This is a genomic window from Paraburkholderia sp. SECH4 (genome assembly GCF_030511745.1).
Taxonomy (GTDB): Bacteria; Pseudomonadota; Gammaproteobacteria; order Burkholderiales; family Burkholderiaceae; genus Paraburkholderia; species Paraburkholderia madseniana.
The window spans coordinates 218191-241679 of sequence record NZ_JALOCP010000010.1 but is presented as its reverse complement, the minus strand read 5'-3'; the positions used below and the strand labels follow the sequence as shown (position 1 = coordinate 241679).

General features: G+C 61.2%; 17 protein-coding genes and 4 pseudogenes. 4 read left to right on the top strand and 17 right to left on the bottom strand.

Translation table 11 applies throughout. The features are described from left to right. The 12 genes and pseudogenes from M0D67_RS16800 to oxc form a co-directional block, all read right to left on the bottom strand. A pseudogene (locus tag M0D67_RS16800) lies at positions 1-782 on the bottom strand (formate dehydrogenase); the annotation flags it as partial. Further along, entirely contained in the window at positions 779-1267 is a 489-nt protein-coding gene (locus M0D67_RS16795) for an NAD(P)H-dependent oxidoreductase subunit E (RefSeq protein ID WP_266239206.1), read from the bottom strand. The gene M0D67_RS16795 and the pseudogene M0D67_RS16800, both read right to left, overlap by 4 nt. Positions 1268-1351: 84 nt before the next feature. Next, entirely contained in the window at positions 1352-2677 is a 1326-nt protein-coding gene (oxlT, locus tag M0D67_RS16790; RefSeq protein WP_266239205.1) for an oxalate/formate MFS antiporter, read from the bottom strand. Positions 2678-2932: 255 nt separating this feature from the next. After that, complete coding sequence (pyk, locus tag M0D67_RS16785; protein ID WP_154567559.1) at positions 2933-4345, bottom strand: pyruvate kinase; 1413 nt, start codon at positions 4343-4345, stop codon at positions 2933-2935. Between the two features lie 50 nt (positions 4346-4395). Then, complete coding sequence (gene pntB / locus M0D67_RS16780) at positions 4396-5787, bottom strand: Re/Si-specific NAD(P)(+) transhydrogenase subunit beta (RefSeq protein ID WP_154567560.1); 1392 nt, start codon at positions 5785-5787, stop codon at positions 4396-4398. A 9-nt stretch (positions 5788-5796) separates the two neighbouring features. Continuing rightward, complete coding sequence (locus tag M0D67_RS16775; protein WP_266239204.1) at positions 5797-7380, bottom strand: Re/Si-specific NAD(P)(+) transhydrogenase subunit alpha; 1584 nt, start codon at positions 7378-7380, stop codon at positions 5797-5799. Position 7381: 1 nt separating this feature from the next. Further along, the gene (locus M0D67_RS16770; RefSeq protein ID WP_154567562.1) at positions 7382-8161 is read right to left on the bottom strand and encodes a fumarylacetoacetate hydrolase family protein; all 780 of its coding nucleotides are present in this window, start codon (positions 8159-8161) and stop codon (positions 7382-7384) included. 121 nt (positions 8162-8282) lie between these two features. After that, positions 8283-9530, bottom strand: coding sequence for a formyl-CoA transferase (frc, locus tag M0D67_RS16765; RefSeq protein ID WP_154567563.1), 1248 nt, complete (start codon positions 9528-9530; stop codon positions 8283-8285). Positions 9531-9575: 45 nt separating this feature from the next. Continuing rightward, positions 9576-9812 carry a hypothetical protein gene (locus M0D67_RS16760; protein ID WP_154567564.1) on the bottom strand — a complete coding sequence of 79 codons (237 nt, stop codon included), beginning with the start codon at positions 9810-9812 and terminating at the stop codon, positions 9576-9578. A 63-nt stretch (positions 9813-9875) separates the two neighbouring features. Continuing rightward, positions 9876-10139: a PAS domain-containing protein gene (locus M0D67_RS16755; protein WP_154567565.1), complete on the bottom strand. Its 264-nt coding sequence runs from the start codon at positions 10137-10139 to the stop codon at positions 9876-9878. Positions 10140-10260: 121 nt separating this feature from the next. Beyond that, positions 10261-11511 (bottom strand): formyl-CoA transferase, encoded by a 1251-nt coding sequence (gene frc / locus M0D67_RS16750; protein WP_266239203.1) that lies wholly within the window; start codon positions 11509-11511, stop codon positions 10261-10263. A gap of 26 nt (positions 11512-11537) precedes the next feature. Next, positions 11538-13250 carry an oxalyl-CoA decarboxylase gene (oxc, locus tag M0D67_RS16745; protein WP_266239202.1) on the bottom strand — a complete coding sequence of 571 codons (1713 nt, stop codon included), beginning with the start codon at positions 13248-13250 and terminating at the stop codon, positions 11538-11540. 521 nt (positions 13251-13771) lie between these two features. Here oxc and M0D67_RS16740 point away from each other — a divergent pair. After that, positions 13772-13901: pseudogene (locus M0D67_RS16740) on the top strand (succinate--CoA ligase subunit alpha); the annotation flags it as partial. A 152-nt stretch (positions 13902-14053) separates the two neighbouring features. On the opposite strand, the gene M0D67_RS16735 reads toward M0D67_RS16740, so the two are convergent. The 3 genes from M0D67_RS16735 to oxlT (M0D67_RS16725) all read right to left on the bottom strand — a co-directional run bounded on the left by M0D67_RS16735 (position 14054) and on the right by oxlT (M0D67_RS16725) (position 18533). Continuing rightward, positions 14054-14773, bottom strand: coding sequence for a GntR family transcriptional regulator (locus M0D67_RS16735; protein ID WP_154565362.1), 720 nt, complete (start codon positions 14771-14773; stop codon positions 14054-14056). Between the two features lie 502 nt (positions 14774-15275). After that, a complete protein-coding gene (locus tag M0D67_RS16730; protein ID WP_166618281.1) occupies positions 15276-16979 on the bottom strand; it encodes a porin in 1704 nt (567 codons plus the stop codon). 255 nt (positions 16980-17234) lie between these two features. Then, positions 17235-18533, bottom strand: coding sequence for an oxalate/formate MFS antiporter (gene oxlT, locus M0D67_RS16725; RefSeq protein ID WP_154565361.1), 1299 nt, complete (start codon positions 18531-18533; stop codon positions 17235-17237). A 298-nt stretch (positions 18534-18831) separates the two neighbouring features. On the opposite strand from oxlT (M0D67_RS16725), the gene M0D67_RS16720 reads away from it, so the two are divergent. The 3 genes and pseudogenes from M0D67_RS16720 to M0D67_RS16710 form a co-directional block, all read left to right on the top strand. Beyond that, positions 18832-19782, top strand: coding sequence for a LysR family transcriptional regulator (locus tag M0D67_RS16720; RefSeq protein ID WP_266239201.1), 951 nt, complete (start codon positions 18832-18834; stop codon positions 19780-19782). Between the two features lie 144 nt (positions 19783-19926). Further along, complete coding sequence (locus M0D67_RS16715; RefSeq protein ID WP_154565359.1) at positions 19927-20316, top strand: hypothetical protein; 390 nt, start codon at positions 19927-19929, stop codon at positions 20314-20316. Positions 20317-21178: 862 nt separating this feature from the next. Continuing rightward, positions 21179-21308: pseudogene (locus M0D67_RS16710) on the top strand (ferredoxin); the annotation flags it as partial. A gap of 83 nt (positions 21309-21391) precedes the next feature. On the opposite strand, the pseudogene M0D67_RS16705 reads toward M0D67_RS16710, so the two are convergent. After that, positions 21392-21835 (bottom strand): annotated as a pseudogene (locus M0D67_RS16705) (transposase); the annotation flags it as partial. A 221-nt stretch (positions 21836-22056) separates the two neighbouring features. Next, a complete protein-coding gene (ltrA, locus tag M0D67_RS16700; RefSeq protein WP_266239200.1) occupies positions 22057-23361 on the bottom strand; it encodes a group II intron reverse transcriptase/maturase in 1305 nt (434 codons plus the stop codon). Between the last annotated feature and the right edge of the window lie 128 nt (positions 23362-23489).

Here is a 23489-nt window from a genome sequence, read left to right as displayed (position 1 = left end):
ACGAACAGTTCGAAGCGATGCGCCGCCGAGCCGAGCACGCTGTCGCCCAGCCAACTGGCGGCGCGCGCTTTGGCGATCGCGGCTTCGAGCGTCGCGATCGAGTGCGGATATTCGCTGCGCACGTAGATATAGCCGACTGTCGCACCGGTCACGACGCCCGCAATGATCATCCCTTCGATCAGCACGTACGGGTCGCTTTCCATCACGAGACGGTCGGAGAAGGTGCCGGAGTCGCCTTCGTCCGCATTGCAGACGATGTATTTCTGCGCCGCTTTCGCGCCGCGTACCGTGCGCCATTTGATGCCGGCGGGGAAAGCTGCACCGCCGCGGCCGCGCAGGCCGGATTCGATCAGCGCTTCACAGGCGGCGTCGCCGTCGGTTTGTAGGGCTTGCTTGAGCCCTTCGAGGCCGCCGTGGGCGACGTAGTCGTCGACGGAAAGCGGATCGGTGATGCCGATGCGCGCGAAGGTCAGGCGCTGTTGCTTCTTCAGATACGGGATGTCATCGACCACACCGACACGGCGGGCGTGCTCGCCACCTTCGATGAAGCCGGCGTCGAACAGCGCGGCAACGTCGCTCTCTTCGACGTTTGCATAGCCGACTCGGCCTTCAGCCGTCGCAACTTCGACGAGCGGTTCGAGCCACAGCAAACCGCGCGAACCGTTGCGGACCAGTTCGATTGCAATGCCGCGGCGTGCGGCTTCGTCAGCGATCGCACCGGCGAGCGCGTCCGCGCCGAGCGCGAGCGCCGCGGAATCGCGAGGGACATAGATGCGTGTCATACCGGTTCCTCCGCACGTTGCGCGCCCCTGAGCGCGACCTCAGCAGTATCAAGCAGTGCGTCGAACTTCTGCGGCGTAACCTTCGCGTGCAGCGTGCCGTTGATCATCAGCGCCGGCGACAGCGCACACTGGCCGAGGCAGTACACCGATTCGAGGCCCACGGCCGCGTCATTCCGATGGCCGGCGTCGAAGCGGCAGCCCGTGCGTGCCTCGATGTGCTGCGCGAGCGCCTCGGTGCCCATGCTGCGGCATGCTTCGGCGCGGCACAGGTGCACCGTAACGGGCGCCGCGGGTTGCGTGCGGAAGTGATGGTAGTAGGTGATGACACCGTGCACTTCCGCGCGCGACAGGTTCATCGCCCGCGCCAGCTGCGCGACGGCGGCAGGCGGCACGAAGCCGACGTCGTCCTGGATCGCGTGCAGCACGGCAAGCAGGGAGCCACCACGGCGGATATGCCGCTCAATCAACTCATTCGAATCGGCCAAGATAGTCTCCTGCAGAGCGGCCCTGAGATGCCTTCACGTTCTGATCCCGCATTGCACGCCGAACACGCACTGCTTCAGCGGCGCTCACTCGTGCGAACCGAGAGGCGACGGTCGAAAGCGGCTTTCCGGTGCCGTGCTGGGCGCAGCGGAGTTCAGAATCCAGCGGCGTCGCATCGGATACAGGATGAACTTCGCCGACACACCGGCCATCAAGGAAATACACGCAACGAAGATGAACACCGCGTTCCATCCACCGTGCGCGGACAACAGCGAAGCCACAGGCACTAGCATGGCGGCAGTCCCTTTGGCGGTATAAAGCGTACCGGCATTCCCCGCCGCGTATTTGGCGCCGAACGTGTCGGCACACGTCGCGGGGAAATTCGAGAAAATATCGCCGTAACACAGGAACACGAGCCCGGAAAACAGCACGAACAGGTACGGGTTATGACCGAAGTGCATCAGCCCCAGCAGCGCCAGCGCTTCGCCGATAAAGGTCATGAACATGGTGTTCTCACGGCCGATCCGGTCGGAGATCCAACCGCATAGCGGGCGCGTGAAACCGTTGCACATATTGTTGATCGACAGCGTCATCGTCAGCAGCGGCAACGTCACGCTCAGCACGCTGACCGGCATAGCCGCAAAGCCATACTCCTTCGCGATCGGACCGATCTCCGCTGTGGCAATGATGCCGCCTGCCGCGACGCACACAAACATGGCGTACATCACCCAGAAAAGCGGTGCGCGAATCATCTGCTTCGTCGTGTAATCGGTCTTCGTTGCGACGATGCGCCTGACCCCAGCCGCATGCGCCGGCGGCTTCGGGCGCACCAGCAAGGTTGCCAGCAGCAGGATGCAGACACCCTGGAACACGCCGAAGAACACAAATGCATGCTCGTACCCGGCGCTCTGGATCATGTTGGAGATCGGGATCACCGTCAGCGCCGCGCCGGCGCCGAAGCCCGCCGCGGTCAGACCGGCGGCCAAACCGCGCCGGTCGGGAAACCACTTGAGCGCCGTGCCCACACAGGTGCCGTAGACGCATCCTGCTCCGATACCGGCAATCACGGCGGCGACGTAGAGCACCGGCAGATTCGGCGCATAGGCGTCGAGAATCCAGCCCAAACCCGCGCAGATCGACCCGCCGATGACGACAGGACGAGGACCGAACTTGTCGACGAGCCAACCCTCGACAGGCACCAGCCAGGTCTCGGTGACGATGAAAATCGAAAACGCCAGCTGGATGGCGGCTTGCCCCCAGTGGTGTTTGGCGTCCATCGGGATGACAAACAGGGTCCATGCGTATTGAAGGTTCGCTATAAGACCCATGCAGGCGATGCCGGCTGCCAGCTGGACCCAGCGGTTATGCCGCCGCGCCGTATAGCCGCTGAAGGCTGTGTCAGTCTGTAACACGTTCTCTGTCTCCGTCTATTGACTTGTTTGCTTGCCTGATCAAAACACCTGCATGTCAAGGCTGAACTGTCATGGCGATTGAACCATGATGGGCGGCTTCAACAATTAACAAAAGTTAAAGTTTCTTCTGCGTTATATTAGCTATCGTTAATACCTCCCCGAAACTTTGCAGTCGCTGCGAGCGCGCCCGCGCACGATCGCAAGCGCTCCGGCCATTTATCTCCGGCTACCCTTCCACCTTGCGTGCGGCGTCGGCTAGACTCTGGCGATTCGCAGCAAATTGGTGGTACCAGATTCGCCGAACGGCATGCCTGCCGCGATCGCCACCGGGTCGCCTGAATTTGCAAAGCCCTGTCTCACGGCGATGCTGCACGCGGCACTCACCATCTCGTCGACCGATTCGACGTCAGGGCTGACTGTGGAATGCACGCCCCACACCAGCGCAAGACGCCGCGCCGTCGACAGCTTCGGCGTGATGCTGAGAATCGGCGCGACCGGACGCTGACGGGCGGCCCGCAGGCTGGTGTGTCCGGACGTCGTGTACGTGACCGTCGCAACCGCAGCGATGGTCTGCGCGACATCGCGCAGTGCCGCGCAGATTGCGTCTCCCGGGGTGCCCAGCGGAAGTTCATGCTGAGCATCGAGCAGGCTCCGGTAGAGCGGATCATGTTCGACCTCCTTGATGATCCGCTCCATCATCGCCACGGCCTGCACAGGAAAGCCGCCGCTGGCCGACTCCGCAGACAGCATGACGGCATCCGCGCCATCGTAGATCGCCGTCGCGACGTCCGATGCCTCGGCGCGCGTGGGCACCGGTGCTGAAATCATCGATTCGAGCATCTGCGTCGCGATGATCACCGGCTTGCCGTGGCTGCGGCAGGATCGAAGAATGCGCTTCTGCGCGCCCGGCACGCGTTCGGGCGGAAGCTCGACGCCGAGGTCGCCGCGAGCGACCATCACCGCATCGGCCGCATTCACGATCTCATCGAGCCGATCAAGCGCTGCCGGCTTTTCCAGCTTGACCATCAGCCCGGCGCGCGCTCCAATGAGTTCGCGCGCGTCGATCAAATCCTCCGGACGCTGTACGAACGACAGCGCAATCCAGTCGGCGCCGAGCGACAACGCAAATTCCAGATCGATCAGGTCTTTCTGGGTCAGCACGGGAATCGGCAGAATCGCGTCGGGAACATTCACTCCTTTTCGATCCGACAGCGTTCCTCCGTGCAATACGCGGGTACGGATCCGCTCGCCGTCATTGTCGAGCACTTCCAGGCGCAGTTTGCCGTCATCGAGCAGCAGCGACTGGCCGGCGGCGACGACGTCGAAGAGTTCCGGATGGGGCAGGCATACGCGATTGACGTCGCCGTCCGCCGGGTTCCGGTCGAGCGCAAATTCGGCGCCCGTCACGAGCATCACCTTGCCCTCGGCGAACGGGCCGACGCGCAGCTTCGGTCCCTGCATGTCTGCCAGAATCGAAATGGGCCGGCCCGAAGCACGCTCGACCTCGCGAACCAGCTCATAGCGCCGCCGATGGTCCTCGTGCGAGCCGTGACTGAAATTCAGCCGGAATACATCGGCGCCGGCGTGAAAAAGTTGGGTAATCGTTTCGAGATCGGAGGTCGCGGGGCCGAGGGTCGCGACGATCTTTGCTTTGCGTAGGCGGATCATAACGGGTCAGTAAGGTGAGGTGGCGGGCGAGCGAGCGCGGCAACAGCCGGTCAAGCGTCAAGTTGTCTGAGCAATGCGTCGACGCTGCCCTTCGCGTCGCCGAACAGCATCCGGGTGTTGTCCTTGTAGAAGAGCGGATTGTCCACGCCCGCATAACCGGTCGCCATGCTGCGTTTCGACACGACCACCGTGCGCGCTTTCCACACTTCGAGCACCGGCATCCCCGCAATCGGACTGCCCGGATCTTCGAGCGCACCAGGGTTCACGATGTCGTTTGCGCCGATCACGAGCACCACGTCCGTGTTGGTGAAGTCTTCGTTGATCTCATCCATTTCGAGCACGATGTCGTACGGCACCTTCGCTTCGGCAAGGAGCACGTTCATGTGGCCCGGCAAGCGTCCGGCGACTGGATGGATGCCAAAACGCACCCGCACGCCGAGACTGTCAAGCTTGCGCGTGATTTCGCTGATCGTCGTCTGCGCCTGCGCCACGGCCATCCCGTAGCCCGGCACGATGATGACCTCGGAGGCGTCGCGCAGAATCGCGCTGACTTCGTCGACGCTGGTCGCCACCACCTCCCCCGCGATATCCGCCGAACTCGTTCCGCTCGCCGCGCCGAAGCCGCCGAGAATCACCGAGATGAAACTGCGGTTCATCGCGCGGCACATGATGTAGCTCAGGATCGCGCCGCTCGAACCGACCAGCGCGCCGGTCGTAATCAACAGGTCGTTGCTCAGCATGAAGCCCGTGGCCGCGGCGGCCCAACCTGAGTAACTGTTCAGCATCGACACGACCACCGGCATGTCCGCGCCGCCGATGGCCATCACCAGATGCACACCGAGCGCCGCGGCGAGCACGATCATCACGAGCAATGCCCCGATGCCTTCCGCGCCCGACGGCACCGAGAGAAACCGGTAGCCGATTGCCACGCACAGCACCAGCACAAGCAGGTTCAGCAGATGCCGGCCCGGTATCACAAGCGGTTTGCCGCTAATCGTGCCCTGCAGCTTCAGGAACGCGACGATCGAACCGGTGAACGTGATGGTGCCTATAAACACGCCAAGATAAATCTCGGACAGGTGAATCACCCGCTCCGCGCCGCCGAACTCGCCGGCCGGCATCAGATAGTTGGTAAAGCCGATCAGCACCGCGGCCAGCCCGACAAAGCTATGCAATATCGCGACCAGTTGCGGCATCTGGGTCATCTCGACCCGCCGCGCCAGCAGCGCGCCGACCGCTGCGCCGATCACGGCCGCCGCCAATACGACTTCGATCCCCGCGCCCTGTGCGATGATCAGCGTCGCAACGACTGCGATCAGCATGCCCGCCGCGCCATACAGATTGCCGCGGCGCGCGCTCGTCGGATGACTCAGTCCGCGCAAACTCAGGATAAACAGCGTGCTCGCGCCCAAATACGCAATGTTGCCGATTCCGTTCAGCATGACCACTCCTTAGTTGCGCTGGAACATCTTCAACATGCGTTGGGTCACGAGAAACCCGCCCGCGATGTTGATCGTGGCAACCAGCAAAGCGACGCCGCCCAGCACCGTTACCAGCACATTCGGCGTGCCGAGTTGCAGCAGCGCGCCAATCACGATGATTCCGCTGATCGCGTTGGTCACGCTCATCAGCGGCGTGTGCAGCGCCGGCGTCACATTCCAGACCACCTGGTAGCCGACGAACACCGCTAGCACGAACACCGTCAGGTGCGCGACGAATGCGGGCGGTGCGACCGCGCCGAGCGCGAGCAGCGCGAACGCCGCGATCGCCAGCAAGACGAGCGATGTGTACCGCGAGCGAGCCGCAGCGGCCGCTTGTTCCTCGGGATCGACGGGGCTCGCCGCGGGCTTCTCGGGCGGCGGCCGATGCGCGGCGATCGCGGCCTGTTTCGGCGGGGGCGGCGGCCAGCTGACAGCGCCTTGATACACGACGGTCGCGCCGCGCATCACGTCGTCATCCATGTCGATGCGGGCCACACCATCCTTCTGCGGCGTCAGATCGGTCAACAGATGGCGAATGTTGGTGCCGTAAAGCTGACTCGATTGCGTCGCCATCCGGCTCGGTAAATCGGTGTAGCCGATGATCGTCACGCCCTTGACCGACACCACCTCGCCGGGCTGCGTCAGTTCGCAGTTGCCGCCCTGCTCCGCGGCCATGTCGACGATCACGCTGCCCGGCCGCATGCCCTCCACCATCGCCGCGGTGATCAGCTTGGGCGCCGGCTTGCCCGGAATCAGCGCGGTGGTGATGATGATGTCGACGTCTTTCGCCTGCGCGGCGAACAGCGCCATCTCTGCTTCGATGAACTTCGCGCTCATCTGCTTCGCGTAGCCGCCGGAGCCGCTGCCTTCCTCTTCGACATCGAGCTTGAGAAACTCGGCGCCCATGCTTTCGACCTGCTGCTCGACTTCAGGACGTGTGTCGAACGCACGCACGATCGCGCCCAAGCCGCGCGCCGCACCGATTGCAGCGAGCCCGGCGACACCCGCGCCGATCACCATCACCTTTGCGGGCGGCATCTTGCCCGCAGCGGTGATCTGTCCGGTGAAGACGCGCCCGAAATGCTGCGCGGCTTCGATCACCGCGCGGTAACCGGCCATGTTTGCCATCGAGCTGAGCGCATCGAGCTTCTGCGCGCGCGAAATGCGCGGCACACAGTCCATGGCCAACACGCTCGTGCCGCCGTCGGCGAGCTGCGTGAGCAGCACCGGGTTCTGCGTGGGCCAGATGAAGCTGATCAGCATCGCGCCTTTTTTCAGCAAGGTCGCTTCGTCGGCCTCGAGCGCCGGATTCAGTTCGGGCGCGCGCACCTTGATCACGATATCGGCATCGGCCCACAACGCCCGGGTGTCGCTGACCACCTGTGCGCCGGCCGCGCGATACGCGTTATCGTCGAATGACGCCCTAAGGCCCGCGCCCGCTTCGACGTTCACCGCGAAACCGAGCTTCAGCAACTGGCTGACGGTTTCGGGCGTCGCCGCGACGCGGCGTTCGCCCGCGCGGACTTCGCGCGGCACTGCAATCGTCATCGCCATGTCAGGCCCCCGATGACAGCGTGTTCGACAGCACGCCGATACCTTCGATCGATACCTCGACCGTCGAGCCGTCCTTGATCGAGCCGATGCCAATCGAGGTGCCGATTGCAATGACGTCGCCGGGCAACAGCGTCATATCGTGCGAGATCCGGCTCACCTGTTCGGCGGGCGAAAAGATCATGTCCGACAGCGAATAGTTCTGCCGCTCGACGTTGTCGAGCCGCGTCACGACGTGCGCATTCCGCCAGTCGAAATCACGCTGGATCGCAGGACCGATGCAACTGAACGTATCGAAACCCTTCGAGCGGCACCATTGTGCAAAGTTGGGGTCTTCGTTCAGGAGTTCGGCCGCCGTCACGTCGTTGATGCACGTGTAACCGAAAATGTAGTCGTTCGCCTCGTCTACCGGGACGTTGCGGCAGCGCTTGCCGATCACGATCGCGAGTTCCCCTTCGTAGGCGATCTTGCCGGCGTAGGCTTGCGGCCGCTGGATGGGTTCGCCCGGGCCAATCACCGAAGTGGAGGGCTTGATCAGAAACAGCGGATGGGACGGCGCGGCCTTGCCGAGTTTCTCCGACAGCGCGCGGAAGTTGTTCCACAACGCGACCACCTTGGTAGGAACACATGGATTGAGCAGCGTCACGTCATCGACGCTCAGGACGTTGGCGCTTGGGACGGCGTCACCGAACATGTCCCCTTCGTATTCAGTGACGCGATGGTTTTCCAGCACGCCGAAACCAATCCGGCCATGGGCAAGCCGAAAACGTATCCACGATTTCATCGAAATGTCTCCTGCGATTTTTTTTGCTGCAATGAAGCGACCGATCAGGCCGGTCGCGCGGCGATCTCTTGTACGGCGTACTGCGGCGCGTCGGATGCGCGGCCAGGTTTCGTCTATGCGCTCATATCGCACCGACCGCATGCAAATGTGCGATCTGATCCGGGTGGTAACCGAGTTCGGCCATCACCTCGTCAGTGTGCTCACCCAGCAGCGGCGAGCGCGTGACCTCGGTCGGACTGTCCGACAGCTTGATCGGATTGCCGACCGTCAGATACTTGCCGCGCACCGGATGATCGACCTCGACGATCGTGCCGGTCCTGCGCAGCGACGGCTCCTCGGCGATCTCCTTCATCGACAGGATCGGGCCGCACGGAATGTCGTACTTATTGAGGATTTCCATCGCCTCGAACTTCGTCTTGGTCATGGTCCAGCGCTCGATCTCGGCGAAGATCTCCTTCAAATGCGGCAGGCGCGCGGCGGGCGTCGCGTAGTTCGGATCGGTGGCCCACTCCTCCTTGCCGATCACGTTGCAGATCCTGGTCCACACCGGCGCCTGGGTGATGAAGTAGATGTACGCGTTCGGGTCCATTTCCCAGCCCTTGCACTTCAGAATCCAGCCCGGCTGGCCGCCGCCCGACGCATTGCCCGCTCGCGGCACCGCTTCGCCGAAGGTGCCGTTCGGATGTTGCGGATATTCGCGCATGACGCCGGTGCGTTCGAGGCGCTGCTGGTCACGCAGCTTCACGCGGCACAGGTTCAGCACGCCGTCCTGCATTGCCGCGAGCACGTGTTGACCACGCCCTGTCGTTTTTCGCTGATAAAGCGCGGTCACAATGCCGAGCGCAAGATGCAGCCCGGTACCGCTGTCGCCGATCTGGGCGCCGGTGACAACCGGCGGACCGTCGTCGAAGCCGGTGGTCGACGCCGCGCCACCCACGCATTGCGCGACGTTCTCGTAGACCTTGCAGTCTTCATAAGGGCCGGGGCCGAAGCCTTTGACCGACGCGACGATCATGCGCGGATTCAGCTCCTGGATCCGCTCCCACGTGAAGCCCATCCGGTCGAGCGCGCCCGGTGCGAAGTTCTCCACCAGCACGTCACATTTCTGGATCAGTGCTTCGAGAACCTGCTTGCCTTCCGGGTTCTTCGCATCGATCGTAACGGAGCGCTTGTTGTGGTTCAGCATCGTGAAGTACAGGCTGTCCGCATCAGGAATATCGCGCAGTTGCTCCCGCGTGACATCGCCCGCACCGGCGCGCTCCACCTTGATCACATCCGCGCCGAACCACGCCAGCAACTGTGTGCACGTCGGCCCCGATTGCACGTGCGTGAAGTCGAGGATCCGCACATCCTCCAATGCTTTGCCCATCTCACGTCTCCCTGTATTGATCCGTACCCGCCCCGCACGCCCGGGCTACCGGGTTGCCGGACTGAGCAGCGCCAGCGCCACGCGACGCGCGCCGGCGATGGCAGCTTCCTCGCTTTCAAAGACGGCCTCGTCGACGACCTGCTGGTACGGCAGGAGATCGGGTTGCGCCGGATGATTTTCTTCGGCCGTGCGAATCGCCACGTAGGCGGTCCATCCGCCGTTGTGGATCAATTGCATCGCGGACAACTCGAGCCGATATTGTCCAAGTACTTCGACGTGCATCGGATGCCTCCTGATAGATCGTCACAAGAGAAAGTCAACCGGATCGACACGGCTGGCGTTGCGTTACGCTCCCGCTCGGGCTTCCAGTTCGGCCATGCGTTTGCGCAGATTGCGCTCCTCCTGGAAGCGGCTGGTTTCATCGCGAATCACCGAAACGATCCCGGTCAACTCATGTTCCGGCGAATGCAGCAGCGTCTCGCTTTGGTTGAAACCAAACATGCGCTCAGCGGCCGGATTCCATAGCGTGATATTTCCTTTGGCATCCGAAATGATGATCGCATCGCCGACGGCTGCGACCAGTTGCTCGAAATCAATGGCTGTTTGCATAGCGAAACCGGAATTTGAAAAAAGCGGCGGTTCAAGTGCAGACGGCGCGCGCCTCGCGCGCCGTCCATGCAGGCTCCGAAAATGAAACTTCAGATACGTCTAGTTCTACCTGCTTGCGCCGTCAAACGGCCTTGACTTCGTGCAGGTTGAAGATTTCCTGCTTGCTGTAGCCGAGGCTCGCCAGCACCTCGTCGGTGTGCTCGCCCAGCAGCGGCGAAGCGGTGACTTCGGGCTTGAGGTCGGAGAACTTGATCGGGCTGCCCACCGTCAGATACGTGCCACGCTTCTTGTGCGGCACTTCGACGATCGTGCCGCTTGCGCGCAACGACGGGTCGTTGGCCAGCTCCTTCATTGTCAGCACCGGCGCGCACGGAATGTCGAACTTGCGCAGGATGTCGACCGCTTCGAACTTGGTCTTGTCGGCGAGCCAGGCTTCGATGGTGCCGAAGATCTCGAAGATATGCGGCTGACGTGCTTCAGCGGTCTTGTAGGCGGGATCGTCGATCCACTCGGGTTTGCCGAGTGCCTTGCAGATCGGCTCCCACGCATGGCCCTGGATCGTGAAGTAGATGTACGCGTTCGGATCCGTTTCCCAGCCCTTGCACTTGAGCACCCAGCCCGGCTGGCCGCCGCCGCCCGCATTGCCGCCGCGCGGCACCACATCGCTGAATTCGCCGTGCGGATATTGCGGATATTCCTCGAGATAGCCCACGCGCTCCAGCCGCTGCTGATCCCGCAGCTTCACGCGGCACAGGTTCAGCACGCTGTCCTGCATCGACACCGCGACCTTCTGGCCCTTGCCGGTTTTGTCGCGTCCAATCAGTGCGGTCAGAATGCCAATCGCCAGATGCATGCCGGTGTTGCTGTCGCCGAGCGCCGCGGCGCTGATGGTCGGCGGACCGTCCCAGAAGCCGGTGGTGGATGCCGCGCCGCCCGCGCATTGGGCGACGTTTTCGTAGACCTTCAGGTCGTCGTAGTGATGGCCGTCGCTGAAGCCCTTCACGGAAGCGACGATCATCTTCGGATTGAGTTCGTTCAGGCGTTCCCATGAAAAGCCCATTCGGTCCAGCGCGCCCGGCCCAAAATTTTCGACCAGCACGTCGGATTCGCGAATCAGTTTTTCGAGTACTTCCTTGCCTTCGGGTTTTTTCGTGTCCAACGTGAGCGACTTCTTGTTGCTGTTGAGCATCGTGAAGTAAAGCGCGTCGGCGTCAGGGATGTCGCGCAACTGGTTGCGCGTCACGTCGCCGGAACCCGGTCTTTCAACCTTGATCACATCGGCGCCGAACCAGGCGAGCAACTGGGTGCACGCAGGACCGGCCTGAACGTGGGTGAAGTCGATGATCTTGATGCCTTCGAGTGGTTTGGTCACTTTGCTATCTCCGTGGTTACGCTGGATCACTTTTTCATTGCCGCGCTTTGCGGATTCAGATTGGTCAGGCGGCCGCTTTCGGTGCCCGCCGCTTCGTCGATGACGGCATTGATCAAGGTCGGCTTGCCGGACGCGATCGATTCAAGCAGGGCCTTCGTCAGTTCTTCCGGGGTGGTCGCGTTGTAGCCGACACCGCCAAATGCCTCGATCATCTTGTCGTAGCGCGCGCCCTTCACGAACACGGTCGGCGCGACGTCCTTGCCGCCCGTCGGGTTCACGTCGGTGCCGCGATACACGCCGTTGTTGTTGAAGACGATCGTGCAAACCGGCAGGTCGTAACGGCAGATGGTTTCGAGTTCCATGCCGCTGAAACCGAACGCGCTGTCACCTTCGATCGCGACAACCGGTTTGCCGCTCGTCACCGCCGCGCCGATCGCGAAGCCCATACCGATGCCCATGATTCCCCACGTGCCCGAGTCGAAGCGTTTGCGCGGCTCGTACATGTCGATGATGCTGCGCGCGTAGTCGAGCGTGTTCGCGCCCTCGTTGACGACGTTGATGTCCGGGCGCGCCTTCAGCACATCGCGGATTGCGCGCAACGCACTGTGGAAATTCATCGGCGACGGGTTCTTGTCGAGCGTGGCGGCCATCTTTGCGAGGTTCTTGCTCTTGCGCTCGGCGATCGCGCCGGTCCATTCGGCGCTCGGCTTCGCGAATCCCGCATCGAGGCCGGCACGCAATGCCGCCACGCACGAGCCGATATCGCCGATCACCGGCGCGGCAATCGCGACGTTACTGTCGATTTCGGTCGGCGAAATATCGACCTGGACGAATCTCTTCGGCTCCGCGCCCCACGTCTTGCCCTTGCCATGGGAGAGCAGCCAGTTCAGACGCGCGCCGATCAGCACGACAACGTCGGCTTCCTGCAGCACGAACGAGCGTGCCGCCGACGCCGATTGCTCGTGCGTATCGGGCAACAGGCCCTTGGCCATCGACATCGGCAGATAGGGAATGCCGCTTTGCTCGACGAACGCGCGGATCTCCTCGTCAGCCTGCGCGTACGCCGCCCCCTTGCCGAGCAGGATCAGCGGGCGCTTGGCGCTCTTCAGCACATCGATCGCGCGCTTGACCGATTCCGGCGCCGGCAACTGACGCGGCGCGGCATCGACCACTTTGACCAGCGATTGCTGCGCCTTCACAGCGTCCAGCGTTTGCGCGAGCAGCTTGGCCGGCAAGTCCAGATACACACCGCCCGGACGCCCCGACACCGCGGCGCGAATCGCACGCGCGACGCCGATGCCGATGTCTTCCGCATGCAGCACGCGATACGCGGCCTTTGCATACGGCTTGGCCGCATTCAACTGATCCATTTCTTCGTAATCGCCCTGCTGCAGATCGACGATTTCACGCTCGCTCGAGCCGCTGATCAGGATCATCGGGAAGCAGTTGGTGGTCGCGTTGGCGAGCGCGGTCAGGCCGTTCAGAAAGCCGGGCGCCGACACTGTCAGGCAGATACCCGGCTTCTGCGTCATGAAACCGCTAATGGCCGCTGCATTGCCCGCGTGTTGTTCATGACGAAAACCGATGAAACGCATCCCTTCCGCTTGTGCAAGTCGCGCGAGGTCGGTGATCGGGATGCCGACCAGTCCAAAGATGGTGCTGATGTCGTTCAGTTTCAGCGCGTCGATGACGAGATGAAACCCGTCGGTCGTTTCGGTAGCTTTCGCGTCGTTTGTCATTTTGAGATGTCTCGCTGTCTCGCCTTCTATTGAACTTGCGGTGCGCGGCGGGCCATCGTTACGGCGACGTGCGCGGCAACCCGCAGGTGGGGGACGCGGAGGATGTGCAAGCCTTCCTCGACCCGGCCGTCGTTGCAGTCGATGAGGTGCTCTGCGGCGGGGTGTTCCCGGGTTCTGGCATGACGTCTCTCCTCTTTGGGTCGCTGCGTGCGTCGTGATATACAATATTCCACACACAGTATTTATTCAACCGTATTTTTACGTCGTGATGCCTTTGCTGCGCTGCGATGGACTTGAATCGCCCGAATTCAAGAGCGACTCACGGAAATTGATTTGCGACGCACAAAGCTTCGACAACGGCGAAATTGGCCTTCGAGCGTCGAATGCTGACGAGCCCGCATCGATGGGTGTGCCAATCGAGCGGTCAGCGGAATGTAATATTTCGTATTTCAGATGACGCGCTGCCAGACACCCAGAGGCGCGTCGGCGCTCGAACCCGGCGCAGATGCACGCGCGCGAGCCACGCGGGCGCGATCATCTCGCGGCCGCACAGGCTCGGCGGCCGCAAAGATCGACGCAATGAAACCGGCGGGTATTTACGTGGCCGGTTCACCGGCGGCGTTGGGCGACACGATGGTTCGTGTGCGATGAGGGGCGCTCGGTAAGCGCGTGTGAACAAGGTGCAGGGCGAGAAAGAGCAGCGCTGCAACGCGTCGGGCGTTTCAGCGCTGCTCCGTTCCGGTGCTTCGGGTTGGCGTGCTCCGGTTGCCCTCTTGACTCAGTATCCAAACGACTTTACGTCGTCAGTCGAGGAAGTCGCAGTTGGCTTCGACGAACGCCGCGAGATCGAGCGAGTGCTGGCGCACGAGCCGCTCGACCAGCTCGGTGTCGCGCTTCTCGAGTGCTTCGATGATGCGCATGTGATCGACGATCGAGCGCGACGCGCGGCCACTCTGCGCGATCGTCATCTTCCGGATCGCGCGCACATGCACGAACAGGTTCTTCATCGTGTCCAGGAGGATCTGCGATTGCGACAGCTGGACAATTGACTGGTGAAACGCGATGTTCGCTTCCGAATACTCCTCGATGTGCTCGGCCGGCGTCGTGTCGCGAAAATTGTCGAACATATGCCTCAGCGCCGCGATGTCCTCATCGGACGCGCGCAGCGTCGCAAGCCGGGCCGCCATGCTTTCGAGCGCCGCCCACATGCAAATCATGTCGACGATTTCTTTCTTCGTCTTGCGCTGGATATAGATTCCGCGCCGCGGCACCGTCCGCAGGAAACCTTCCTGCTCGAGCAGCGTCATGGCTTCGCGAACTGGCGTGCGGCTCACGCCGAGCGCTTCAGTCAGTTCCTTTTCGTCGATCCGGATTTCCTCGCGCGAATGATAGATGTCGGCGTCGGCGATGGCCTGCTTCAGCTTTGCGTATGCCTGATCGCGCAACGAAGCCGAAGCATTGATCGGTACTAGCGCCAGTGTGAGAGGCGCTGGGCGGACATCGGTTTGCGTATCATCCGACATTGATAATTTGCTCCCCCAGTTTCGGATAACCCATTGTGACGGTCTTGCCGGGCCCGCCGCCCGAATCCTCTGCCGACAGGCCGGCGCGGCTGCCCTCCCGTGTGGCTGCCGCGGCCTGATATGCCATCCGCCCGCAACTTAGATATACGGAATATTATATTCCGTATATGGAGAGTTCAAGGCGCTTTTTGTAATCGTCAGCGAAGTGCGCTGGAAGGTGTGGGATGGCAGCGGAAGGCGGTGACGCTGCAGCGATGGAAGGCGACCGGAAAGAAACAGTCGAGGCGACGGGCGCCAGTGATGGGCGCGACGCTCACGGACCCGCCCTTTAAGGGCGCTGGCGGACGGCGCGGCGTCCGTAGGCGGCTCGGAAACGGACGGCACGACGAGCTGCCGGCGATGATCAACTTGGAGTGTACCCAGGCGTACGAAATCCGAACCCTGGGTACACCGAGACGCCCCCGGCCACTTATGCCTGCCCTCCGCCAGGTTGCCAGCGCCCTCAGAACTTGTAATTCAGCCCGACGGAGAAGCCCATTTCTCTGCCGCCCGCGTAGCAAAACGGCGCACCCTGCGAGATCGAGCTGCCGTCATGACAATCAACGGTGACGCTTCGCCCGCCTGCACCCAGCGCATAGTGCGCCGCCGCTTGATTGATGACCAAGGCATAGTCGGCATACACAGTCGCATGTTTGTCGATCGCATGCTTGTACATCGCAGTGACCATATTGGCGCCGTTGGAAGGATTCGGGATGCCAATAGCGTTCGGGTCAGCTGGAGCCGTGTTGTGTTGCCCCGGGTCACCCGGCGTGCGATTGGCGTGCGCCCAACCGACGCTCACGCTGTCCTTGGGAGTGATTTCCTGCGTCAGAGCGAGCCAGAAGCCATTACGGCTGCGCTCGTTCTGTGTTTGCAGGTAGGCCGGAATCTGTCTGCGCATCACTTCATAAATTGCGCTCACCGTGGTCAGAGTGGGAAATTTATATTGCGCACCGACCTTGAATGCCCATTCGTTGCCGATATCGTTGGGGTCCGTCCCATCAGGCGAAGCCAGTGCAGCAGGAGTGTTCGTGACATCGCTTGAGCGATTCACGCCGAGGTGTATCTCATACGCTGTCGTAAAGTACAGGGGGCCGTTGCTATAGGCGAGGTTCGCGCTGTAGGCCGACCCGTAGCTGCCGTCGTTACACGCAATTGGATTTCCACCACTACCAGGGACATTGCCGCCCGTGCAACTCGACTCACCCGAAGCCTGCACCGAATTTTCGTAACCGCGGTTTTGCCCGGGCGAAACCAGTGCGTTGAGAGACCAGCCATGGAAACTGGGCGACTCATACCAGATCGCATGGTCCAGCCGCGTACCGAATTCGACGCGATTGTCGCCGCCCGTGTTACCCATGATCACGGAGTAATCGCCGAGCATGCCGGAAAACGGATTCATGCGTGCGGTCGACGTTTTGTAGGGCGCATCGGTCTTGCCGATCTTCAACGCGCCCCAGGTGGACGATGCTACGCCGATGAAGCTGTTGCGCGACGTCAGGGCGCCCTTGACGGTCGAATCCTGAGCGGAGTTCGAATTGGAAGACCCTGAGGTTGCCGAAATGTCCAGTTGGGTTTCCAGTTGATAGACGAAGGCCAGGCTGGCGTCGGAACCGAATGGCCGCTTGCCGCGAACGCCGACATAGGAAAGATTGGATGAGACGTCGGGCTGCCAGCCCATATGCCCTCTAGGCGAGACGACAGTCCCCCCCGGCGTGACATACGAGTCTTTGAGGCCCTTGGTCGCATAGTCCACGGAAAGATCGAGATTGCCGTAGAACTCCATATCCCCCAGCGCGGCCAGCAACGACTTAAGCTTGGGCGGCATGCCGGCGCCCCACCCTGAGGCGTCGGCATCCGATGTTTTTTGCGCGCCTGAGGTTGTACCCGTGTTTGCGCTTGTACCTGAACTAGTACCTGCGTTTGTGCTTGCGACAGCGGGACTGACCGCTGGCTGACTGTTCGCTGTTTGGGCTTGCTTTGCCACAAGCGCATCGAGCTTCTTATTGAGCGCTTCCATTTGTTGTTTCAACAACTGGATCTGTTGTTTGTCGTCATCTGCCGCAATTGCCTGAGCGAATGCTCCTCCCGAACAGGTCACGCTGCCAGCTGCAAACAGGCATAGCGAAGCCGCCGCATGACGCGGCTTCAGATTTCTTATTCCCATCATCTCCTCCGATATTAATTAGTATTACTACAAAACAAAAAAATAAATTCCGTGACCCGAACAGCTATTTCGATCCGATGAGAACACTTAAGTCACGCGCAAGACAAGGCGACCCAAGTGCCCAAGACAGTTGGATATTTCCGTGATAGCTATTGTATTAATCCAGACTACCGGGGTATGCATCGAGGTGATTGAGATAAGACCCGAAACGACGCATTAAGGCATTCACGGGGCGCCAATGTCCCTATCGGGTGCTCAGAGATATCCCTTTGCGAGCGCGCCGGCCTCGACCGTTCGGTCGATCCACCGCCGTCTCATCGGCGCGAGGATGAATTTCGCGGACACCGCCGCTGTAATCGACACGACCGCCGCACAGATGAACACCGTGTTCCATGAGCCATGCTCCGACAACACCGAAGCGATCGGCACCAGCATCGACGCGGTACCCTTTGCGGTGTAAAGCGTGCCCGCATTGGCCGCCGCGTATTTGCTGCCGAACGTGTCCGCGCAGGTCGCCGGGAAGATCGAGAAAATCTCGCCCCAGCAGAGGAACACGGCCGCGGCAAAGAACATGAATGCGTACGGATTGTGGCCGAACTGCATCAGCCCGAGCAACGCGATGCCTTCGCCGAGAAAGATCATGAACATCGTATTCTCGCGGCCGATCTTGTCCGAAAGAAAGCCGCACAGCGGACGCGTGAAGCCGTTGCACATGTTATCGATCGACAGCGTCATCGTCAGAAGCGGCAGCGTGACGCCCATCAGGCTGACCGGCAGCTTCGCGAAGCCATATTCCTTCGCGATCGGCCCAAGCTGTGCGGTGGCGATAATGCCGCCGGCTGCGACGAACACGAACATCAGGTAAAGCACCCAGAAAAGCGGCGAGCGGATCATCTGGCTGGGCGTGTAGTCGACCTTGGTGGCCACGACGCGCTTGGCCGCGACCGCATTCGCCGGCGGCTTCGGACGCACCAGCAAGGTTGCGAGAAGCAGAATGCAGACGCCCTGGAAAATACCGAAGAACATGAACGTATGCTCGTAGCCGGAACGCTGGATCATGTTGGCGATCGGGATCACTGTGATCGCCGCACCAGCGCCGAAGCCGGCCGCGGTCAGACCCGCCGCCAGGCCCCGTTTATCCGGGAACCACTTGAGTGCCGTCCCGACACAGGTCCCGTAGACGCAACCCGCACCGATGCCCGCAATCACCGCCGCGACGTACAGTGCCCCCAGACTGCTTGCGTGTGCGTCAATGATCCAGCCGAGTGCGGCACACAGCGAACCGGCGATCACAACCGGGCGCGGCCCGAACTTGTCGACGAGCCAGCCTTCGACTGGCACAAGCCAGGTTTCCGTGACGATGAAGATGGTGAACGCAGTCTGAATCGCTGCCTGCCCCCAGTGATGCGCCGCGTCCATCGGCACGACGAACAAGGTCCACGCATACTGCAGGTTCGCCACCAGTCCCATACAGACGATGCCGACCGCCAGTTGAACCCACCGGTTATACCGTAGCGCCGTGCTGCGCGGCTCGGCCACGTTGGAATATCCCATGTCTCCATCTCCTTTGTAGAATTCGTCGTGCTCGAGCGGCGCGTTGCGTTGAATCGTGTAACCGAATCACTCATCGCTTGCGTGCGCGTCGGCAATGAAACGCTAATGGTCGGTCAGATGGAGATCGCACCAACAACAAAAGACCGGCGGGGGTGCGCAAAACGGTCTGGTAAAAGTGGTTGCGTCTTCACGGAGTCTGGGAGCATGCTCCGCGAGAACAGCCATCAGTGAAAGTTAAAACATTTTATGGTTTGCATTAGGCGTCCTGTATACGTCGATGCCTCAACGAACTTCAGCCATGAAAAACGCTACTCTGCGCCAACTCAAGATCTTCGAAACGGTTGCCCGGCACCTGAGCTTCTCGCGCGCGGCCGACGAGTTGTACCTGACGCAGCCCGCCGTCTCAACCCAGGTAAAACAGCTTGAGGAGCACGCCGGCCTGGCCCTGTTCGGGCAGCTCGGCCGGAAAATTTATCTGACGCCGGCGGGTTCCGAAATGCTCACTTACGCGCGCTCGATCATCGAGCAGTTCCGCGAAATGGACGAAGTGATGGCCCGCTTGCAGGGCATTGCGGGCGGTCAACTGAACGTTGCGGTGATCAGTGCGGGGGACTATTTTTTCCCGCGAGTGGTGGGCGAATTCGTGCGCCGCAATGACGACATCAAGCTCAAGCTGGCGGTGCACAATCGCGAGGAACTGCTGCATCAACTGGCGAACAACTTAACCGATCTCGCAATCATGGTGCGGCCGCCGCAGGACCTCGATACACATAACGAACCGTTTGCGCCTCATCCTTATGTGATCGTCGCGCCGCCCCTACACCCGCTTGTGGGCAAGAAGCGCATCCCTCAGTCGACGATCGCAAAAGAGCCGTTCATCGTCCGCGAAAAAGGCTCGGACACGTGGCATTCGATGGAAGACGGGTTTGCGGGAGGAGTCACCAGGCTCAATGTCGCCATGGAGATCAGGAGCACGGAAACGATCAAACAGGCGGTGATTGCAGGCATGGGCATCAGCTTCCTCTCCGCGCATACCATCGGCCTGGAACTGCAGGTCGGTCACCTCGCCGTACTGGACGTACAAGGCTTTCCGGTGATGCTCCACTGGTACGTGGTGCACCGCAAGAGCAAGCGCCTGCCCCCTGTCGCGCTTGCGTTCAAGGAATTCTTGATCGGCGAAGGCGCGACGCAGATCGCGCAGATCACTCACGTCGACGCCGATCTGCTGCGCGGTCAGTCCAAGGGATAATCGAAAGTCAGGGCGCAGCGTGCCGGCGTCGGCTTCACTCAAAACATAAGCAAACATTTATGGTTATTCACAATAACTTTAACTGTTGTTTATTTATAGCCGATCCTATGCTTCTAGCAAGCTATCCGCCCGAAGGAGACGATCATGGGCCACTCACGCGTTAGCGCACCTGAAACCGAGCGCGACCAGGACATGCAGGCGCAGCTTTGCGCATACAACACCGCTTTCGCGGAACTGGGTCTGCGGTTTCGCTGGGACGAGCGCACCCTCACGTCGCTCGCAACCATCGACGGCGAACGGGAGCGCATCGCCGCGTACATAGAGGCCCACCATGCGCATTTGCTCAAAGCGTACAGCGCGGAATTCCTGAGCCAGGCCATTCTCGAGAAAAAGAACGCGCGCTATCCGGTATGCTTGGCGACGCGCAGGGAAAGCGCAGCGAGCGTCAACAACGCGTTGCACCTGTTGCGTGCCGGGTCACAGTGGGAGCGCTCGTCGTGCGACTCTGATTTACCGGCGTTGGCGGGCGTTTAAGAGCGGCAAGCAGCCCGCTTCGCCGGGCTGCAATCGGTCCGGTAGGAGCGGCAGTCGGCCACTGAAACTTCTCGAGCCTGCGCTCGCCAACCATCCGGCGGCTTGGGACGAGATAGCGCAGACGCTATCCGCGGAATGACCTGCAGCCCCGGCCACGGTCGCCGACAAGGATCACGACGCCTGCGCCAACGAAAGCCTCTTTGCGCCCGCACCGCGATTGAAAAAACCGGCGTCGCCCTCGAGCGCCACTGATATATCGGCCTTCAGTAGCTCAAGCCACGCGCACGTTTTCACCTCCAGAAACCGGCGCGACGGAATCAGCATGAACACCCCGATTTCACGCGACCGCCAGCGCGGCAGCACATGCACGAGCGTGCCTTGCGGAACGCGTCGACGACCGCATAGCGGGGCAACCTCGCGATGCCGAGCGCACTCAGCACGCTGTGCAGCACGACCTCCGGGTTGTCTCCGACCACTGGGCCGGTCGGGTCGAGCGTTTAGACCTGCTTGCCGTCGACCAGCTCCCAATGCGGCGTGATCGAAAGATTGACGAGACGCAAACACGCGTGGTCGGCCAGCTCGCGCGGATGCCTCGGCTTGCCGTGCCGCGCCTGGTTGTCATTCCCGAACCATCAAACGGTTCACTAGATTGCGAGTTCCGCGCTGAGCCTGCCGCCAGCAGGTCCAGGAGTTTGTCCGAATTCGGAGATTCTTCCTGACGGCGAACAACTGGTTTTTCGCATCAGTGAGGGCGTCGGCCATTGGCGGCGTTAAATTGCAAGCTGCTGGCGATCAGACTGCGTGCGCGTCCATTACCGTTGCGATCGACGGGCGCACCGTCGAGGTAGAGCCGACGCTTTAAATCATAGAGGTGGCCGCGCGCAGCGACGCATTGACCGCGAACGTCGGCTGCATGGGACAGGGCGTTTGCGGCGCTTGCCGCTGCCTCGTGCGCCGTGACGGCGAGCGCGAGGCTCGCGTGCGAGACATTGCCGGCCTCCGGTCGCAGGACGCTCATGAGGTTCTGTCGCAGTAAGGAAATAAGGAAGAGTCGGGGCGGAAAGAATAGGAATGCTTATGTCGCAAGATCGTAGAACCGCTCGGCGGGTGAACGATTCCGTCCACCATCGCTCTTCATCTGCCCTTTCGCTATTATGTGCATGAGTTCGATACCGCCTAAGATGATGAGGGCGCAACGAAAGCTCTTGAATCCAGGCATCGGTCTTACGATGCGTTTGATTGCTCGATGGTTCTGCTCCACAACGTTGTTCAGATATTTCGATTGTCGAATTCTGATCGGTATTTCGCGATCAACATTGATCGCATTTAGCCCCGCGAGATTTGCCCCGCTCTTGTCGATCGTCATCGTTTCCGGTACACCGTTTCCAGCGATCGCCTTTTCGAAATAGCGCCGGGCCGCGCCCTTGTCCCGCTTGGCGCGGAGCAGGGAGTCAACTGTGTCGCCGGCCTTATCGACGGCCCGATACAAGTACTTCCATTCGCCCCTAACCTCGATATAGGGGTGAGTAGACCCAAGGAACTTCACCCGGAGTCTCTCGCAGGTAGGGTCGAGAACTGGCGCGCGCACGGTAGGCTCCGGTGGTCTTCCCACCGCTTTCGCGGTGGACCTCAGTCCGGCTACCATAGTCACGTTTCCAGCGCCCGCCACGTCGAACGCAGCTTGCCGATTTCCGGCACTACGCTCTCCTGTTTGCTTCACGTCAAGGGTTATGAGACCTATCACGCTGGAGACGCTTTCGGTGCGGCAGCACGACGAACCCGATAGCCGTTAAACAGCTTCAGTTCTTCATACAGCCAGCGCCTACTCCACCTCGTCCAGCCGAAGCCCCGTCGATTCCGGGATCGACCCATGTGGCGTCGGATCTTCTTTTCCACCCAGTCCCTGATGAAGCTGAAGCACTCGCTGGAGTTGCCTACGGCGAAGTAGTTCACCCAGCCCCGCAGGACCGGATTGATCAGTTGCACCACCCGATCCACCGGCTGCGACTGGAATCGCCGGAACACCTCCTTGAGCTTGCGCAATAACGCCGTACGTTTCTTTAACTTGGGCGTATAGTGCGCGCGCCACACCTGTCGCCCGATGCTGCGCAGGCGTCGGAAGTCGAACCCCAGGAAGCCGAAGCTCTCCGCGCGTTCCAGATCCACAGTGCGACTTTTCTCTTCATTCACCTCGACCTGCAGTTTCGCAAACTCTTCCCGAAGGCGCCTGCTCACCACCCTCAGCAGCCACGCATTGCGCGGATGAGCATCGATCAGCACGACAAGATCGTCAGCGAATCGGGCATACTCGACGTAGGTGTACTTCCCGCTTCGCGTGGAACCTTTCACCCGCTCCAGCATCCGGTCTACCTCGGTGAGATAGACGTTACTGAGCAGGGGCGAAATCACCCCGCCTTGCGGAACGCCCTGTTTACCCGATGCCGTCAGCATCAACTTCAGCAAATGCATGACCTCGTCATCTTTGACCCGACGCGCCACCTTTTCAAGCAGCAGGTGATGCCGAACTGTGTCAAAGTAGGCGCGTAAATCCAGGTCTATGACGCGGGTCTTGCACTGAACGATCGCCGTCGCTACCCGATGCACTGCTTCGTGCGCGGTACGCTTCGGACGATAGCCGTACGACCCCGGTTGGAAGTCTGCCTCGAAGATCGGTTCCAGTATGAGCTTGAGCGCACCCTGAACCACTCTGTCACGGATAGCAGGAATCGACAGGACTCGGACCTTGCCCCCGTCCTTCGGTATTTCCTGCCGCCGTGACCGTAGCGGTCTGTAGCTGCCCCCGATCAGTTCGTCCTGTATCTGCTCGAGGAACACTTCCACGCCTTGCGTCTCGATGGCCTCGAACGTCACCCCGTCAATACCCGGAGCCCCATTGTTCTTCCTGGCCAGCGCATACGCCTCGCGCAGCGTTTCCATCTTGCAGACATGGACGTACAAACCCCAGAAACGCCAGGACGGTTCAGCCTTCGCCTTGACGTATATTCCCCGCCTCAGGTCCTGCAAACTACTGGACGCCTTTGTCATTTCGTCCTTGCCTCCCGTGTTGTCGAGGAAACTACAAACAGCAGGGCCCCTTCGCTCCACCGGCGTTACCCGTTAGGCGCAGCAGCGCCTAACGGGTATTCAGCGGAGTCCATTTTTCTGCGGAGTGG

Coding starts and splice junctions, on each gene's coding strand:
- pyk (WP_154567559.1), bottom strand. CDS start 4,345: ATGATCCGCCTACGCAAAGCAAAGATCGTCGCGACCCTCGGCCCCGCG.
- pntB (WP_154567560.1), bottom strand. CDS start 5,787: ATGCTGAACGGAATCGGCAACATTGCGTATTTGGGCGCGAGCACGCTG.
- M0D67_RS16775 (WP_266239204.1), bottom strand. CDS start 7,380: ATGGCGATGACGATTGCAGTGCCGCGCGAAGTCCGCGCGGGCGAACGC.
- M0D67_RS16770 (WP_154567562.1), bottom strand. CDS start 8,161: ATGAAATCGTGGATACGTTTTCGGCTTGCCCATGGCCGGATTGGTTTC.
- frc (WP_154567563.1), bottom strand. CDS start 9,530: ATGGGCAAAGCATTGGAGGATGTGCGGATCCTCGACTTCACGCACGTG.
- M0D67_RS16760 (WP_154567564.1), bottom strand. CDS start 9,812: ATGCACGTCGAAGTACTTGGACAATATCGGCTCGAGTTGTCCGCGATG.
- M0D67_RS16755 (WP_154567565.1), bottom strand. CDS start 10,139: ATGCAAACAGCCATTGATTTCGAGCAACTGGTCGCAGCCGTCGGCGAT.
- oxc (WP_266239202.1), bottom strand. CDS start 13,250: ATGACAAACGACGCGAAAGCTACCGAAACGACCGACGGGTTTCATCTC.
- M0D67_RS16735 (WP_154565362.1), bottom strand. CDS start 14,773: ATGTCGGATGATACGCAAACCGATGTCCGCCCAGCGCCTCTCACACTG.
- M0D67_RS16730 (WP_166618281.1), bottom strand. CDS start 16,979: ATGGGAATAAGAAATCTGAAGCCGCGTCATGCGGCGGCTTCGCTATGC.
- oxlT (WP_154565361.1), bottom strand. CDS start 18,533: ATGGGATATTCCAACGTGGCCGAGCCGCGCAGCACGGCGCTACGGTAT.
- M0D67_RS16720 (WP_266239201.1), top strand. CDS start 18,832: ATGAAAAACGCTACTCTGCGCCAACTCAAGATCTTCGAAACGGTTGCC.
- M0D67_RS16715 (WP_154565359.1), top strand. CDS start 19,927: ATGGGCCACTCACGCGTTAGCGCACCTGAAACCGAGCGCGACCAGGAC.
- ltrA (WP_266239200.1), bottom strand. CDS start 23,361: ATGACAAAGGCGTCCAGTAGTTTGCAGGACCTGAGGCGGGGAATATAC.